Origin of the sequence: Streptococcus parasanguinis (assembly GCF_047465465.1) — a bacterium.
In the GTDB taxonomy this organism is placed as follows: Bacteria; Bacillota; Bacilli; order Lactobacillales; family Streptococcaceae; genus Streptococcus; species Streptococcus parasanguinis_AI.
Map to the genome: position 1 here is coordinate 1 of NZ_JASGZU010000005.1, position 15205 is coordinate 15205.

At 40.4% G+C, this 15205-nt stretch carries 28 protein-coding genes; all 28 read right to left on the reverse strand.

Annotated features, from left to right (window positions below; all coding sequences use genetic code 11):
* Positions 1-220: 220 nt before the first annotated feature.
* The 28 genes from QM351_RS08540 to rplD all read right to left on the reverse strand — a co-directional run bounded on the left by QM351_RS08540 (position 221) and on the right by rplD (position 15190).
* Complete coding sequence (locus tag QM351_RS08540; protein WP_414327196.1) at positions 221-1492, reverse strand: gamma-glutamylcysteine synthetase; 1272 nt, start codon at positions 1490-1492, stop codon at positions 221-223.
* Positions 1493-1745: 253 nt separating this feature from the next.
* Entirely contained in the window at positions 1746-2132 is a 387-nt protein-coding gene (gene rplQ / locus QM351_RS08545; protein WP_003002399.1) for a 50S ribosomal protein L17, read from the reverse strand.
* Between the two features lie 11 nt (positions 2133-2143).
* The gene (locus QM351_RS08550; protein ID WP_003009635.1) at positions 2144-3082 is read right to left on the reverse strand and encodes a DNA-directed RNA polymerase subunit alpha; all 939 of its coding nucleotides are present in this window, start codon (positions 3080-3082) and stop codon (positions 2144-2146) included.
* 45 nt (positions 3083-3127) lie between these two features.
* Entirely contained in the window at positions 3128-3511 is a 384-nt protein-coding gene (rpsK, locus tag QM351_RS08555) for a 30S ribosomal protein S11 (protein ID WP_003002390.1), read from the reverse strand.
* Between the two features lie 23 nt (positions 3512-3534).
* On the reverse strand, positions 3535-3900 hold the full coding sequence (gene rpsM / locus QM351_RS08560) for a 30S ribosomal protein S13 (RefSeq protein WP_003009631.1): 366 nt from the start codon (positions 3898-3900) through the stop codon (positions 3535-3537).
* Positions 3901-3917: 17 nt separating this feature from the next.
* Positions 3918-4034, reverse strand: a complete 117-nt coding sequence (gene rpmJ / locus QM351_RS08565) for a 50S ribosomal protein L36 (RefSeq protein ID WP_001808836.1) — start codon at positions 4032-4034, stop codon at positions 3918-3920.
* 23 nt (positions 4035-4057) lie between these two features.
* Positions 4058-4276, reverse strand: coding sequence for a translation initiation factor IF-1 (gene infA / locus QM351_RS08570; RefSeq protein WP_001029883.1), 219 nt, complete (start codon positions 4274-4276; stop codon positions 4058-4060).
* A 116-nt stretch (positions 4277-4392) separates the two neighbouring features.
* Positions 4393-5031 carry an adenylate kinase gene (locus QM351_RS08575; RefSeq protein WP_003009627.1) on the reverse strand — a complete coding sequence of 213 codons (639 nt, stop codon included), beginning with the start codon at positions 5029-5031 and terminating at the stop codon, positions 4393-4395.
* 96 nt (positions 5032-5127) lie between these two features.
* Complete coding sequence (secY, locus tag QM351_RS08580; protein WP_414327197.1) at positions 5128-6438, reverse strand: preprotein translocase subunit SecY; 1311 nt, start codon at positions 6436-6438, stop codon at positions 5128-5130.
* Between the two features lie 12 nt (positions 6439-6450).
* Positions 6451-6891 (reverse strand): 50S ribosomal protein L15, encoded by a 441-nt coding sequence (gene rplO / locus QM351_RS08585; protein WP_003002405.1) that lies wholly within the window; start codon positions 6889-6891, stop codon positions 6451-6453.
* Positions 6892-7036: 145 nt separating this feature from the next.
* Positions 7037-7219: a 50S ribosomal protein L30 gene (gene rpmD / locus QM351_RS08590; protein WP_002894509.1), complete on the reverse strand. Its 183-nt coding sequence runs from the start codon at positions 7217-7219 to the stop codon at positions 7037-7039.
* Between the two features lie 14 nt (positions 7220-7233).
* Positions 7234-7728, reverse strand: a complete 495-nt coding sequence (gene rpsE, locus QM351_RS08595) for a 30S ribosomal protein S5 (protein WP_003009617.1) — start codon at positions 7726-7728, stop codon at positions 7234-7236.
* 17 nt (positions 7729-7745) lie between these two features.
* Positions 7746-8102 (reverse strand): 50S ribosomal protein L18, encoded by a 357-nt coding sequence (rplR, locus tag QM351_RS08600; RefSeq protein ID WP_003010871.1) that lies wholly within the window; start codon positions 8100-8102, stop codon positions 7746-7748.
* Between the two features lie 83 nt (positions 8103-8185).
* Entirely contained in the window at positions 8186-8722 is a 537-nt protein-coding gene (gene rplF / locus QM351_RS08605) for a 50S ribosomal protein L6 (RefSeq protein WP_049492183.1), read from the reverse strand.
* A 227-nt stretch (positions 8723-8949) separates the two neighbouring features.
* Positions 8950-9348, reverse strand: a complete 399-nt coding sequence (rpsH, locus tag QM351_RS08610; RefSeq protein ID WP_003010897.1) for a 30S ribosomal protein S8 — start codon at positions 9346-9348, stop codon at positions 8950-8952.
* A gap of 211 nt (positions 9349-9559) precedes the next feature.
* Positions 9560-9745: a type Z 30S ribosomal protein S14 gene (locus QM351_RS08615; RefSeq protein ID WP_001085699.1), complete on the reverse strand. Its 186-nt coding sequence runs from the start codon at positions 9743-9745 to the stop codon at positions 9560-9562.
* Between the two features lie 17 nt (positions 9746-9762).
* On the reverse strand, positions 9763-10305 hold the full coding sequence (gene rplE, locus QM351_RS08620; protein WP_003009606.1) for a 50S ribosomal protein L5: 543 nt from the start codon (positions 10303-10305) through the stop codon (positions 9763-9765).
* A gap of 23 nt (positions 10306-10328) precedes the next feature.
* Positions 10329-10634, reverse strand: a complete 306-nt coding sequence (gene rplX / locus QM351_RS08625; RefSeq protein ID WP_003002315.1) for a 50S ribosomal protein L24 — start codon at positions 10632-10634, stop codon at positions 10329-10331.
* Between the two features lie 74 nt (positions 10635-10708).
* Positions 10709-11077 (reverse strand): 50S ribosomal protein L14, encoded by a 369-nt coding sequence (gene rplN / locus QM351_RS08630; protein WP_003002384.1) that lies wholly within the window; start codon positions 11075-11077, stop codon positions 10709-10711.
* Between the two features lie 25 nt (positions 11078-11102).
* Positions 11103-11363, reverse strand: coding sequence for a 30S ribosomal protein S17 (gene rpsQ / locus QM351_RS08635; RefSeq protein ID WP_000440801.1), 261 nt, complete (start codon positions 11361-11363; stop codon positions 11103-11105).
* Positions 11364-11386: 23 nt separating this feature from the next.
* Positions 11387-11593 carry a 50S ribosomal protein L29 gene (gene rpmC / locus QM351_RS08640; RefSeq protein ID WP_003002350.1) on the reverse strand — a complete coding sequence of 69 codons (207 nt, stop codon included), beginning with the start codon at positions 11591-11593 and terminating at the stop codon, positions 11387-11389.
* Between the two features lie 9 nt (positions 11594-11602).
* Positions 11603-12016 carry a 50S ribosomal protein L16 gene (gene rplP / locus QM351_RS08645; protein WP_000960947.1) on the reverse strand — a complete coding sequence of 138 codons (414 nt, stop codon included), beginning with the start codon at positions 12014-12016 and terminating at the stop codon, positions 11603-11605.
* Positions 12017-12019: 3 nt separating this feature from the next.
* Entirely contained in the window at positions 12020-12673 is a 654-nt protein-coding gene (rpsC, locus tag QM351_RS08650; RefSeq protein ID WP_003002336.1) for a 30S ribosomal protein S3, read from the reverse strand.
* Positions 12674-12685: 12 nt separating this feature from the next.
* On the reverse strand, positions 12686-13030 hold the full coding sequence (gene rplV, locus QM351_RS08655; RefSeq protein WP_000818139.1) for a 50S ribosomal protein L22: 345 nt from the start codon (positions 13028-13030) through the stop codon (positions 12686-12688).
* A gap of 11 nt (positions 13031-13041) precedes the next feature.
* Positions 13042-13323 carry a 30S ribosomal protein S19 gene (gene rpsS / locus QM351_RS08660; RefSeq protein ID WP_000533766.1) on the reverse strand — a complete coding sequence of 94 codons (282 nt, stop codon included), beginning with the start codon at positions 13321-13323 and terminating at the stop codon, positions 13042-13044.
* A gap of 96 nt (positions 13324-13419) precedes the next feature.
* A complete protein-coding gene (gene rplB / locus QM351_RS08665; RefSeq protein WP_414327198.1) occupies positions 13420-14253 on the reverse strand; it encodes a 50S ribosomal protein L2 in 834 nt (277 codons plus the stop codon).
* A 17-nt stretch (positions 14254-14270) separates the two neighbouring features.
* A complete protein-coding gene (locus QM351_RS08670) occupies positions 14271-14567 on the reverse strand; it encodes a 50S ribosomal protein L23 (RefSeq protein WP_003009593.1) in 297 nt (98 codons plus the stop codon).
* A complete protein-coding gene (rplD, locus tag QM351_RS08675; protein ID WP_003009591.1) occupies positions 14567-15190 on the reverse strand; it encodes a 50S ribosomal protein L4 in 624 nt (207 codons plus the stop codon). Before rplD ends, QM351_RS08670 begins: the two co-directional genes overlap by 1 nt.
* Positions 15191-15205: the final 15 nt, after the last annotated feature.

Sequence of the window (15205 nt, forward strand, 5' to 3'; positions counted from 1 at the left end):
TTTATTGTTTTTTATTGTTCAGTTACTATAACTTTCGTTATAGCGCCCTGCACATTGGTTCGTCTTGTTCAGTTTTCAAAGGTCTTTGTCGCTCTCGCGCGACAACTATATTAGTATATCATGACCTACCCTTACTGTCAACACTTTTTTCCAAAAAATTTTATTTTTTTGAAAGTTTTTTTGAAAGTAATAAAGAAAAGCCTGTAATAAGGCTTTTCTATTAGTCTAGTTCTTTGGTAATGATAAGAAATTTTTCTTCCTTGTAGCCTCTTTTCATTAAACCTGCTTCAGCTATGTCTAGAAGATCTTTTGAAAAGGATTGGATCGCTTCTTTTTCTTCTTTACTTAGAATTTTCTTTGAATATTTCTTTCTAAGTTTTCGATAGTCCTGTTCTTCATTTTTAAAAAATGAAGAATCTTCTAAATAGTTTTCCAGTTTTTCTAATTCTACAAACAAGCCCAACTCAAAGGCAATCGGGGCAAAGGTGGTTTCTAACGGTTGCGTACAAACACTTCTAAATTCCACAGTCCCACGAGCAGTTAAATCTTGAAATTGGTAACTTCGATGTTGTTTTAGATCTTCTTTTACAGGCTTAATGATCTTCTCATTTCCATCAGCCGTATAGGCTGTAATTTCTTTTTGATCTAGATAATCTTCCACTCGAATTGGTTTAAAATAATATGATTTGCCCCCTCTAGTTGCTGTAAAAATAGCCGTTTTAGCGAGATTATTAAAAAACTCTTCTTCGCTTTGGTAATCCTTAGGATAAATCCCTACATTTTCCTTATAATAACCATGTAAGGATTCTTCCCAGAAAATATCTCTAGCAATTTTTGTATCCCAAGCCTCTGCTGAAAATTCTGAGTTAGAAAACAAATATGCTTTTGCTGCTTCAATTTTATTAAATGCATTAATGATGCGAATATAATTATCGCGCCTTACATCCAATTGAACCTGGTTTCCGCATATAAATGCTCCGTACGAAGGATAGGAGTGTGTCTTCATCCCTGTACCATTCATTGCAAGGAAAGCCATTAACATCTTGTATCGTTCGATTTTCACTGGGCTATTATCATTTTCTTTCCACAAAGGATGGATTCCGTGCCCTTGAATTTCGTGATTATTTTCTTGTAAAATCGGTTGAATGATCTTCAAATAGTCCTCAAAACGTTTGGCCACATCATTTATAGAACGAGCTCTCTCAAATGCAAATTCAATTGTATTGTAACTCAACTCGAATAGAATACGATCTTTAGAAGAGCAGTGAACCAATTGAATGGGATTTTGATTGTCATCTATTTTTTCAACTTCAAAATCTGATAAGTTTGCTAAGGTTCGAAAAAGATTTTTCGTCACCTCTATATTTGTTTTGTTTCCATTTGTTTCTACAATCGGAAACTCTAATTCAACTCCGACAAAGAGTTCCGAATCCTCTTTCATATTACTAAGGTACTTCTCTTTTAGTAATTTAATTGCTTGTTGTTTTGTCATTGAATCCTTTTTCTTCTATTGGAGATATGGGTTCCATTATATCATTTTTTGCTATTCTCGACTACTCACGAAAACAAGACAAAACGCCTGCTTACGAAATTGTTTTAAATTAAAGCAATTTCGTAAACAAGCGTCTACCATTCATTCAATATGATGAGTGTTCCCGCTGGGGAAAATCCCCAGCGGTAGACCAGAGCTAGACTAAGAATAACAGTGTATTCCATCATCATAACACTCAACAAAATTGATGATATTATACCAATTCGATGATAGCCATTGGCGCAGCATCACCACGACGTGGTTCAGTTTTAAGGATACGAGTATATCCACCATTGCGCTCAGCATAACGAGGTGCTAATTCAGAGAACAATTTTTGAAGTGCAGTTGTTTCTGAGTATTTACCTGTTTCTTCATCAAAGTTTTGTGATGCAACTTCGTTACGTACGAATGCAGCAGCTTGACGACGTGCATGCAAATCACCACGTTTACCCAAAGTAATCATTTTTTCAACTGATTTACGGATTTCTTTCGCACGTGCTTCAGTTGTTACAATTGCTTCATTGATGATAAGATCTGTAGTCAAATCGCGAAGCATCGCTTTACGTTGTGAGCTAGTGCGTCCTAGTTTACGGTAAGCCATGTATTCCTCCTCTATTTATCGTTTTTTAACCCAAGGCCTAAGTCGGCAAGTTTGATTTTAACTTCTTCAAGACTCTTACGTCCCAAGTTACGAACTTTCATCATTTCCGCTTCTGATTTTTCAGTTAAATCGTAAACAGTATTAATGCCAGCACGTTTCAAACAGTTGTATGAACGAACTGAAAGATCTAATTCTTCGATCGTACGTTCTAAAATGCGATCATCAGAAGTTGTATCTACTTCCTTCATAACGTCTGTTGCAATAGCAATTTCAGTTAAGTTTGTGAATAGATTTAGGTGTTCTGTCAAAATACGAGCAGACAAACCTAAGGCATCTTCTGGAATGATTGTCCCATTTGTCAAAATTTCAAGGGTTAGCTTGTCAAAGCCATCGTTGCTACCAACGCGTGCTGGTTCAACTTGGTAATTGACTTTAGTCACTGGCGTATAGATTGAATCTACAGCAAGTGTTCCCACTGGTGCATCATCTTTTTTGTTTTGATCAGCTGGAACATAGCCACGTCCACTGTTTACAGTAAGCGTTGCTTTCAAAGATGCTCCTTCTCCGATTGTAAATAGATAATGATCAGGGTTTACAATTTCGATGTCACTATCAGTAAGAATATCTCCAGCAGTTACTTCTGCAGGTCCTTCTACATCAAGTTCAATAATCTTTTCGTCTTGGACGTAAGATTTAACGGCGATTCCTTTAACGTTAAGAATAATTTGCATAACGTCTTCACGGACTCCTGGAACGGTATCAAATTCGTGGAGTACACCTTCAATGTTGATTGAAGTGACAGCTGCACCTGGAAGTGAAGCCAGAAGTACACGACGAAGTGAGTTTCCAAGTGTTGTACCATAGCCACGTTCAAGTGGTTCTACGACAAACACGCCATAATCTTTGTTTTCATCAATTTTTGTTATATTTGGTTTTTCAAACTCAATCATTTGCTATACTCCCTCTTAAACGAAAAGCTGTGTAATTGTTGATGATTATACACGGCGACGTTTTGGAGGACGAGCACCATTGTGTGGTACAGGAGTTACATCGCGGATTGCAGTTACTTCAAGACCAGCAGCAGCAAGTGCACGAATAGCAGACTCACGACCTGAACCAGGACCTTTAACAGTTACTTCAACAGATTTAAGTCCGTGTTCTTGAGCAGCTTTTGCAGCAGCTTCTGATGCCATTTGAGCAGCAAATGGTGTAGATTTACGAGAACCTTTAAATCCAAGTGCACCTGCAGATGACCAAGCGATTGCGTTACCATGCACATCAGTAATCATAACAATTGTGTTGTTAAATGTAGCGTGAATATGAGCAATACCAGATTCGATATTCTTTTTCACACGACGTTTACGTGTTGGTTTAGCCAAGATTTTTACCTCCTTATTTTATTTTATTTTTTCTTACCTGCAATCGCAACAGCTTTACCTTTACGAGTGCGAGCATTGTTTTTAGTGTTTTGTCCACGAACTGGAAGTCCACGACGGTGACGGATACCACGGTATGAACCGATTTCCATCAAGCGTTTGATGTTCAAGTTTACTTCACGACGAAGGTCACCTTCAACTTTGATTGCGTCAACTTCACGACGGATAGCATCTTCTTGATCTGGTGTAAGATCGCGAACACGAATATCTTCAGAAACGCCTGCAGCAGCAAGGATTTTCTTAGATGTTGGAAGTCCGATACCGTACACATAAGTCAATGAAATTACTACACGTTTGTCATTTGGAATGTCAACTCCAGCAATACGAGCCATGTTTTCTCCTTTCTATCTTATCCTTGACGTTGTTTGTGTTTTGGATTTGCTGGGCAAATTACCATAACACGACCATTACGACGAATTACTTTACAGTATTCGCAAATTGGTTTGACCGATGGTCTTACTTTCATTTTTATCCCTCCAAGTTTTTCGATTATTTAAAGCGGTATGTGATACGTCCACGTGTCAAATCGTACGGACTCATCTCCACTGTAACACGATCTCCCGCTAAAATACGAATATAGTTTTTACGAATTTTACCAGAAACTGTTGCTAAAATCTGATGTCCATTTTCAAGTTCAACCGTAAACATAGCATTCGGCATTGTATCGACTACTTTGCCTTCTACTTCAATCACATCGTCTTTTGCCACGCAAAAGTACCTCCATAAATTTCGATTCATTCCTCTGAGCACAGAGGTAACAATTATAAGTCAGACTAATTAATTGTATCACTTGTTGTCAAATATTGCAAGTGACTAAAACGTTTTTATTTCAAATTCTCCAAGACTTTTTGGATATCTTTGAAGACGTCGTTGATGTCTTGATTTCCTTCAATATCATGGACCAATCCTTTTGCACGGTAATGAGCAAGAATTGGCTCACCTTGAGCAATATTTACATCCAAACGGCGTTTCACTGTTTCTGGTTTGTCATCTTCACGTTGGTAATAGTCTTCTTCCTTGTAGTCAGCTGGTGGGTTAAATACTTTATGGAAGGTTTCACCTGTTTCACGATGGATGATACGACCACTTAAGCGCTCTAGGAGGCAGGATGGATCCACTTCAATATTGATCACTCCTTCAAGCTCCAAACCAAGGTCTACCAAGATTTGATCCAAGGCATGAGCTTGTTCAATCGTGCGAGGAAAACCGTCCAAAAGGAATCCTTTTTCCTTAATGTCGTCTTGAGCCAAACGTTCTTTTACAATTCCGTTTGTCACATCATCGGGCACCAATTCACCTTTGTCAATGAATGATTTTGCCAATACACCCATTTCAGTTTGGTTAGCCATCGCTGCGCGGAACATATCGCCGGTAGAGATATGCGCTACGTGAAACTCTTCCACGATTTTCGCTGCTTGGGTCCCCTTACCTGCTCCAGGCAACCCCATAATTAAAAGATTCATGATGAATTCTCCTTATTTTGTTTTTAAATGGAAGCAGGAGCGAATTCCTATTTCCATTTAAAAACAAAATAGAAGGCTGACAAAGTCAACCTTATTCTATTCTGTTGTTGTGTCCATAAATCCGACATACTTACGTTTTAATAAGTAGCCTTCTAATTGTTTCATTCCCTCAATACCTGTTGAAATAATGATTAACAAACTAGTTCCTCCAAGAGCAACTGCATCTGTCAAACCAAATAAATCTCGAGCTAGGATTGGAATGATGGTAATAAAGCCAAGGAATACTGATCCGACGCTTGCTAAACGACGTAGCAAACGAGACATAAACTCTTCTGTCCCTTTACCAGGGCGAACGCCTGGGATATAGGCACCACTCTTTTGAAGGTTTTCTGCCGTTTTTTCAGGATTGATCTGAACAAACGTGTAGAAGAAGGTGAAGAGAATGATCAATAAGGCATACATTGCCACACCAGTTGGTGTGTTTGTAGCCAACATGGCTTGAGCTGTTTTCACCCATCCTGCATTGTAACCCATAGCGCTAATCACTTGGAAAATCGCAGCAGGCGCTGCTGTAATCGAACTAGCGAAGATGACAGGAATAACCCCTGCTGGGTTTACTTTCAAAGGAAGGTAAGAACTTGATGGAGCTCCTTGTGCAATCTTTGTATATTGGATTGGAATCTTGTATTGTGCTTGCTCTACAAAGGTTGTAAAGTAAACAATAGCCAAGACGGCAAGGATTAATACCCCAACAAAAATGAGGGAATTGGTCATTTGACCAGAACGAACGTTCACAAATGCATTTTCATAGATTTCTTTAATCATCTCAGGAATTGATGACACAATCCCTGCAAAGATAATCATTGAAACACCATTACCGTACCCTTTATCTGTGATTTGTTCTCCAAGCCAAGTCACAATCATGGAACCGGTCGTCAGAATCGCACCGATTAATAGATAGGTCTTGGTATTTGGAGTTGCGACTAATTTCGCCTGAGACAAGGTGTGGAAGGTAGCTGTAATCCCGATGGATTGAACAAAGGCTAGAACCAAAGAAATATAGCGTGTTGCTTGGTTGAGCTTTCTTCGACCAACTTCCCCTTGTTTGCCCCATTCAACAAACTTAGGTAACAGATCCATTTGCAAAAGTTGCACGACGATCGAAGCTGTGATGTATGGGCTAACCCCTAATGCGAAAACTGAGAAGTTCCTCATGGCATTCCCAGAAACCAAACTGAGCATGTTCAAGAAGGACACATCTTGAAGGTTGTTCAGAATTTTCGCATTTACACCAGGCACTGTAATCGTGGTCCCAATGCGGAAAACAAGAATGATGAAGATCGTAAATAAAATCTTCGACCGTACTTGTTTCACCTTAAATGCATCTTTTAATAATTTAAAAAACATAGGTCACCTCACTTAGATGACTTCAACTGAACCACCTTTAGCAGTGATAGCTTCTTCAGCTGATTTAGAGAATTTAGCTGCTTTAACAGTCAACTTCTTAGTCAATTCTCCGTTACCAAGAATTTTGATACCTGATTTTTCAGCTTTTACAATTCCTGATTCTACAAGTACTACTGGAGTTACTTCAGCACCATCTTCAAAGGCGTTCAATTGATCAAGGTTCACAATAGCATATTCTTTAGCGTTGATGTTTGTAAATCCACGTTTTGGAAGACGACGGAACAATGGAGTTTGTCCACCTTCAAAACCAAGACGTACACCGCCACCGCTACGAGCTTTTTGACCTTTTTGACCACGGCCAGAAGTTTTACCATTACCAGATGAAGTACCACGACCAACACGGTTGCGGACTTTACGTGAACCTGTAGCAGGTTGTAATTCATGAAGTTTCATTATTTATTTTCTCCTCTTTTGTAAATTGCTAACGCATGTAATCAGGAAAAGGTGTCCTAACTACAAACTCGCCTATACTTATATTTAGTTTTAGGGGATGAGAACTTCTCATACCCCTGAAAACTTTGTTTCTATTTTAAATAGATTATTTTACTTCTTCAACTGTTACCAAGTGAGATACAGCAGTGATCATACCACGTACTGCTGGGTTATCTTCTTTGATAACAGAGCTGTTCAATTTGCCAAGTCCAAGTGCTACAACAGTTTTACGTTGTGACGGGATGCGTCCGATTGGAGACTTAGTCAAAGTAATTTTAATTTGAGCCATTTGAATCTCCTTTCTTAAGCTAAGTCAGAAACTGAAATACCACGAAGGGCAGCAACTTCATCAGCGCGTTTCAATTGTGCCAAACCGTTAACAGTTGCACGAACGATGTTGATTGGAGTGTTTGATCCAAGTGATTTAGATGTAACATCTGCAATACCTGCCAATTCGACAACGGCACGAACTGCACCACCTGCAGCAACCCCAGCCCCTTCGATAGCTGGTTTCAACAATACACGAGCTCCACCAAATACGGATGTTACTTCGTGTGGAATTGTTGTTCCAACCATAGGAACTTCGATCAAGTTTTTCTTAGCATCTTCAACAGCCTTACGGATTGCTTCTGGAACTTCTTGAGCTTTACCAGTACCAAATCCAACACGGCCATTACGGTCACCAACAACTACAAGAGCTGCAAAACGAAGACGACGTCCACCTTTAACAACTTTTGTAACACGGTTGATGGCAACTACGCGTTCTTCAAGTTCAACTGCATTATCTTTAAATGCCATTTTCTAGTGTCCTCCTATTAGAATTTCAATCCGTTTTCACGAGCTGCATCAGCCAAAGCTTTAACACGTCCGTGATATAGATATCCACCGCGGTCGAACACCACTTCAGAAATACCTTTAGCAACTGCACGTTCAGCAACAAGTTTGCCGACAACAACGGCTTGTTCAGTTTTAGTTCCTTTTGAAACTTCTTTGTCAAGAGTTGAAGCGCTTGCGAGCGTTACACCCGCTACGTCATCAATTACTTGAGCGTAGATGCCTGTATTAGAACGGAATACGTTCAAACGTGGGCGATCAGCAGTTCCAGAGAGTTTTCCGCGAACGCGACGGTGGCGTTTTTGACGGATTTTGTTTTTATCTGGTTTCGAAATCACAATTTTCACCTCTTAATTTTAAAATCATGTGCTAAGCACTGAGTTGGTAAGATGAGGGTTGGTTGAAAAACAACCAAACTACATTATTTACCTGTTTTACCTTCTTTGCGGCGAACGTATTCACCAACATAACGGATCCCTTTACCTTTGTATGGTTCAGGTGAACGAAGGCTACGTACGTAAGCAGCTGTTTGACCAACTACTTCTTTTGAAATTCCGCTAACAACGATTGTTGTTGGGTTTGGAAGTTCAAAAGTAATTCCTTCTGGAGCTTCAACTTCGTCTGGGTGTGATTTACCAACAGCCAAAACAAGTTTTGATCCTTGAAGTTGTGCACGGTATCCAACCCCGCGCATTTCAAGTTCTTTCTTGAATCCTTCTGATACACCAGTAACCATGTTGTTCAAAAGGGCACGAGTTGTTCCGTGGATTGTTTTCATTTCTTTTGAATCGTTTGGACGGTGAAGCGTTACTTCAGTACCTTCCACACGGATTTCAATATCTTTTGAGAACGTACGAGTAAGTTCTCCTTTAGGTCCTTTTACAGTTACAACGTTGTCATTGTTAGTGAGTTCAACACCAGCAGGCAACACGATAACTTTATTACCAATACGTGACATGTTTTCTATTCTCCTGTTAAATTGTCAGGCCTTTGCGGGCCAGTTTTCACGGGGTTTAAGATACTTATTTAGTTCAAGAGCTGAACTGAACACGCTCTAAGAACTTTGTATCTTGATTTGAGTTCGAGCTAAGAATCTGGTGAAAAAGATAAGTTTGTCTTGGAGCATCGCTCCTGCTACAAACTTCCTATTTTCACTGCATTCTTTTAACGCTCTCACATCATCAATTACCAAACGTAAGCGATAACTTCCCCACCAACATTCTTTTGGCGTGCTTCTTTATCAGTAAGCAAACCTTCAGAAGTTGAAAGGATAGCAATTCCAAGTCCGTTAAGAACTTTTGGAAGATCTTCACGTTTTTTGTAAACACGCAAACCTGGTTTAGATACACGTTTCAAGTTTGTGATAACTTTTTCACCGTTTTGTCCGTATTTCAAGAATACACGGATGATGCCTTGTTTGTCATCTTCGATGAATTCAACGTTTTTTACAAAACCTTCGCGTTTAAGGATTTCAGCAATCCCTTTTTTGATGTTTGATGCAGGTACTTCAAGTACTTCGTGTTTTGCTTGGTTAGCGTTACGAATACGTGTAAGGAAGTCTGCGATTGGGTCAGTCATAACCATTATAATTTCTCCTCTTACTAGTAGTTTGCAAGTTGCACTTGCTAGTTAATGATTGAGCTAGGCTCAGAAAGTTTTGATACATTCAAACAAGATAATCTCATTTGAACACGAGCTACAACCTGGGCAAAAAAGATAGATTTGTCTTGGAGCATCGCTCCTGCACCAAATCTCCTATTTTTGCTGGGGTTGTTACGCTCTTTGTATCATAGAATTACCAAGATGCTTTTGTGACACCTGGGATTTGACCTTTGTATGCCAATTCACGGAAGCAAACACGGCAAAGTTTAAACTTGCGGTAAACTGAGTGTGGACGTCCACAACGTTCACAGCGAGTGTATGCTTGAGTAGAGAACTTCGCTGGGCGTTTGTTCTTAGCAATCATAGATTTTTTAGCCATTAGTTTTACCTCCTATATTATTTTGCAAACGGCATTCCGAGGCCAGTAAGCAATGCACGTGATTCTTCGTCTGTGTTCGCTGTAGTTACGATTACGATATCCAAACCACGAGTTTTATCAACATCATCAAAGTTGATTTCTGGGAAGATCAATTGTTCTTTCACACCAAGTGTGTAGTTTCCGCGTCCATCAAATGATTTAGTTGGAACACCATGGAAGTCACGCACACGTGGAAGTGAAACTGTTACCAATTTATCCAAGAATTCGTACATACGTTCACCACGAAGGGTAACTTTTGCACCGATCGCAACACCTTCACGAAGACGGAAGCCGGCGATTGATTTTTTAGCCTTAGTGATCAATGGTTTTTGACCTGAGATCAAAGCAAGCTCTTCAGCAGCTTTTTCAAGGTTTTTAGCATTTGACACTGCATCACCAACACCCATGTTCAAAACGATTTTATCAACTTTTGGCACAGCCATAACTGATGAATAGTTGAACTGTTCAGTCAATGATGGTACTACTTCATTAAGGTATTTTTCTTTTAAACGATTAGCCATTATACTTCTCCTTTCCTTCGTGATTAGTCAAGCACTTCGCCTGATTTTTTGTTGTAGCGAACTTTTTTGCCGTCTACAAATTTGTAGCCAACACGTCCAGCAACACCGTTTTTGTCCAAAACTTGAACGTTAGAAGCATGGATTGGAGCTTCTTTTTCAACGATCGCACCTTGAGGGTTTTCGTTATTTGGACGTTGGTGTTTCTTGATGATGTTTACACCTTCTACAACAACTTTATTTACTTTTGGAAGAGCAGTAAGAACAACAGCTTCTACGCCTTTGTCTTTACCAGCGATAACGCGAACTTTGTCGCCTTTTTTTACAAACATTTTATTCTCCTTTTATTCTTACGCCCGATGGGCACCCTGGCTATGCCAGGGGACTGTGTTTGTTTTTTTATTGATTAAAGTACTTCTGGAGCAAGTGACACGATCTTCATGAAACCACCGTCACGCAATTCACGTGCAACTGGGCCAAAGATCCGAGTTCCGCGAGGAGTTTTGTCGTCACGGATGATTACTGCTGCATTTTCGTCGAATTTGATGTATGAACCATCTTTACGACGAGCACCTGATTTAGTACGAACGATAACAGCTTTTACAACGTCACCTTTCTTAACCGCACCACCAGGAGTAGCTTGTTTTACTGATGCAACGATTACATCACCGATGCTCGCGAATTTACGTTTTGAACCACCAAGAACTTTGATTGTCAAGATTTCGCGTGCGCCACTGTTATCAGCGACTTTCAAACGAGTTTCTGTTTGAATCATTTACGTTTTCTCCTTTCAGGTATGATTAGATGATGACCGCTTCTTCAACGACTTCTACAAGACGGAAGCGTTTTGTAGCTGAAAGCGGACGAGTTTCCATGATACGAACGATATCGCCTTCTTTAGCAACATTGTTTTCATCATGAGCTTTGTATTTTTTAGAATAGTTGATACGTTTACCATAGACTGGGTGGTTACGTTTAGTTTCAACTACAACTGTGATTGTTTTGTCCATTTTGTCAGACACAACGCGTCCAACAAGAACTTTACGATTATTGCGTTCCATTGAAATTCTCCTTCCCTAGTCTATTATTTAGCTTCTGATTGAACAGTTTTGATACGAGCGATTTGTTTTTTCACTTCTTTCAAACGTCCAGTTTGTTCCAATTGACCAGCAGCTGCTTGGAAACGAAGTTCAAACAATTCTTTCTTCAATTCATTTTCACGCTTCGCGAGTTCTTCTTGAGAAAGACCACGAAGTTCTTTAACAAATTCTTTTACTTCTGTAAGTTTCATGACCTCTCCTTATTCTGCTTCACGTTTCACAAATTTAGTTTTAACTGGCAATTTGTGGCTAGCAAGACGAAGTGCTTCGCGTGCGATCTCTTCAGATACACCAGCGATTTCGAACATCACTTTACCACGTTTAACTGGTGCTACCCAACCTTCAGGAGCCCCTTTACCAGATCCCATACGTACCCCGATAGCTTTAGCGGTGTATGATTTGTGTGGGAAAATCTTAATCCAAACTTTACCACCACGTTTCATGTAACGAGTCATGGCGATACGAGCAGCTTCGATTTGACGGTTTGTGATCCAGTGGCTAGTTGTAGCTTGAAGACCGTATTCACCGAATGCTACTTCTTTTCCACCTTTTGCTTCACCGCGCATTTTACCACGGAATTCGCGACGGTGTTTTACACGTTTAGGTACTAACATTGGTTATTTACCTCCTTTAGCGTCTTTACGAGCTGGAAGAACTTCACCACGGTAGATCCATACTTTAACACCAAGTTTACCGTAAGTAGTGTCTGCTTCTTCCCAAGCGTAATCGATATCAGCGCGAAGTGTGTGAAGTGGAACAGTTCCTTCAGAGTATCCTTCTGCACGGGCAATATCTGCACCGTTCAAACGACCTGATACTTGAGTTTTGATTCCTTTAGCTCCAGCACGCATAGCACGTTGGATCGCTTGTTTTTGTGCACGACGGAAAGCAACACGTTGTTCCAATTGACGAGCGATTCCTTCACCAACAAGGTGAGCATCCAAGTCAGGACGTTTGATCTCAATGATGTTGATGTGTACTTGTTTACCAGTCAATTTGTTAAGAGCTGCACGAAGTGCATCAACGTTTGCTCCACCTTTACCGATAACCATACCTGGTTTAGCAGTGTGAAGAGAAACGTTAACTTTGTTTACTGCGCGTTCGATTTCAATAGTTGAAACGGCTGCGTCAGCCAATTCTTTTTGAATGAATTTACGGATTGCAAGATCTTCATGAAGGTAATCCGCGTATTCTTTTTCAGCATACCATTTGGCATCCCAATCACGGATGATACCAACACGCATACCAATTGGATGTACTTTTTGACCCACGAGTTTACCTCCTTATTTTTCTGCAACAGCTACTGTGATGTGAGCTGTACGTTTGTTGATTGGTGAAGCTGAACCTTTCGCACGTGGACGGAAACGTTTCATTGTTGGTCCTTCGTTTGCGAATGCTTCAGATACTACCAAGTTAGCTTTTTCCAAACCAAAGTTGTTTTCAGCGTTTGCTACTGCTGAGTTCAACACTTTAAGGATGATCCCTGCAGCTTTGTTTGGTGTGAATGTCAAAATAGCGATGGCATCGGCTACGCTTTTACCACGGATGTTGTCAAGAACAAGACGTGATTTACGAGGTGAAACACGCACTGTACGAGCCATTGCTTTAGCTGAAGTAATTTCTGCCATTTATGTTCTCCTTATTTTCTACGTGTCTTCTTGTCGTCTGCCGCGTGACCTTTGTAAGTACGAGTTGGTGCAAATTCACCAAGCTTGTGACCTACCATGTCTTCTTGGATGTAAACAGGTACATGTTTACGTCCATCATAAACTGCGATAGTGTATCCGATGAAACTTGGGAAGATCGTTGAACGACGTGACCAAGTTTTAATTACTTTTTTCTTTTCGTCGTTTGCTTGAGCTTCAACTTTTTTCATCAAATGCTCATCGACGAAAGGTCCTTTTTTAAGACTACGTCCCATTTTGTAATTTTCTCCTTTAAAATTTAGTACCACAGCGGCTTGCGCTGCTATGCAGCGCTACCGAGCTGGCGGAAAGTGTAAGCTAGTTGCTTATGATTATTTTTGGTTGCGACGACGAACGATAAGTTTGTCAGATTTCGCTTTCTTGTTACGAGTTTTAAGACCAAGCGCAGGTTTACCCCATGGAGTAGATGGCGCTTTACGTCCAACTGGTGCTTTACCTTCACCACCACCGTGTGGGTGATCATTCGGGTTCATTACAGAACCACGAACTGTAGGGCGAATACCTTTCCAGCGATTACGTCCCGCTTTACCAAGGTTAACAAGTCCATGTTGTTCGTTTCCGACAACACCAACTGTAGCACGGCAAGTTCCAAGAATCATACGAACTTCGCCTGATTGAAGACGAACAAGTACATATTTACCTTCAGAACCCAATACTTGAGCAGAAGCTCCGGCAGCACGTACCAATTCTCCACCTTTACCAGGTTTCAATTCGATGTTGTGGATCAAAGTACCAACTGGGATGTTAGCAAGTGGAAGAGCGTTTCCGACTTTGATATCTGCTTCTGGTCCTGATACGATGCGTTGACCTACTTCAAGACCTTTAGGGGCGATGATGTAAGCTTTCACACCGTCAGTGTAGTGTACAAGCGCGATGTTAGCTGAGCGGTTTGGATCGTATTCGATCGTTTTAACGACTGCTTCAACTTCATCTTTGTTACGTTTGAAATCGATCAAACGGTAATGACGTTTGTGTCCACCACCTTGGTGACGAACAGTGATACGACCGTTGTTGTTACGACCTGCTTTGTTTTTAAGAGAAACAAGCAAAGTTTTCTCAGGTGTGTTTGTTGTGATTTCAGCGAAATCCAAAGAAGTCATATTACGGCGACCGTTTGTTGTTGGTTTATAAACACGAATTCCCACGATATTTCCTCCTTAGATTATTCAGCTTCAGTAGCAAACAACTCGATTGCTTTAGAATCAGCTGCAAGCGTGATGATAGCTTTTTTAGTTTTTGAAGTAAAACCAGTGTAACGTCCAACGCGTTTTGCTTTAGGTTTTACGTTTACAGTGTTCACATTCGCAACTTTTACACCTTCAAACGCAGCTTCAACAGCTTGTTTGATCAAAAGTTTGTGAGCGCGAGTGTCAACTTCGAATACATATTTGCCTGCTTCAAGTTGAGCCATTGACTTTTCAGTGATAACAGGTTTTTTGATAACATCATACAAATTCATTATGCAAGAACCTCCTCGATTTTAGAGATAGCTGCTTGAGTAACAAGAAGTTTGTCACTATTTGCGATGTCAAGAACACTTGCAGTTGTAGCAGTCGCAACTTTCACGTTTGGAAGGTTACGAGCTGAAAGAGCTGCGAATTCGTTTCCTTCTTCAAGAATAACAAGGACTTTAGAATCGATGCTCAAAGCTGCAAGAACTTTTGCAAATTCAGCAGTTTTTGGAGCTGTAAATTCAAGAGAATCAACGGCTACAAATTTGTTTTCAGCAACTTTTTCTGAGTAAACAGATTTAAGTGCAAGGCGACGAACTTTTTGAGGAAGTTTGTACGCATAGCTACGTGGAGTTGGTCCGAAGACAATTCCACCACCACGCCATTGTGGAGAGCGGATAGAACCTTGACGAGCACGTCCAGTTCCTTTTTGACGCCATGGTTTGCGTCCGCCACCTGAAACGGCTGAACGGTTTTTAACTGCGTGAGTTCCTTGACGAAGGCTAGCACGTTGGCTGATGATCACATCAAATACAACTGCTTGGTTTGGTTCGATACCAAAGATCGCATCGTTAAGAACAACTTCGCCCGCTTGTTTACCAGTTTGGTCGAATAATGTTACATTTGCCATTTTGACTGTATTCCC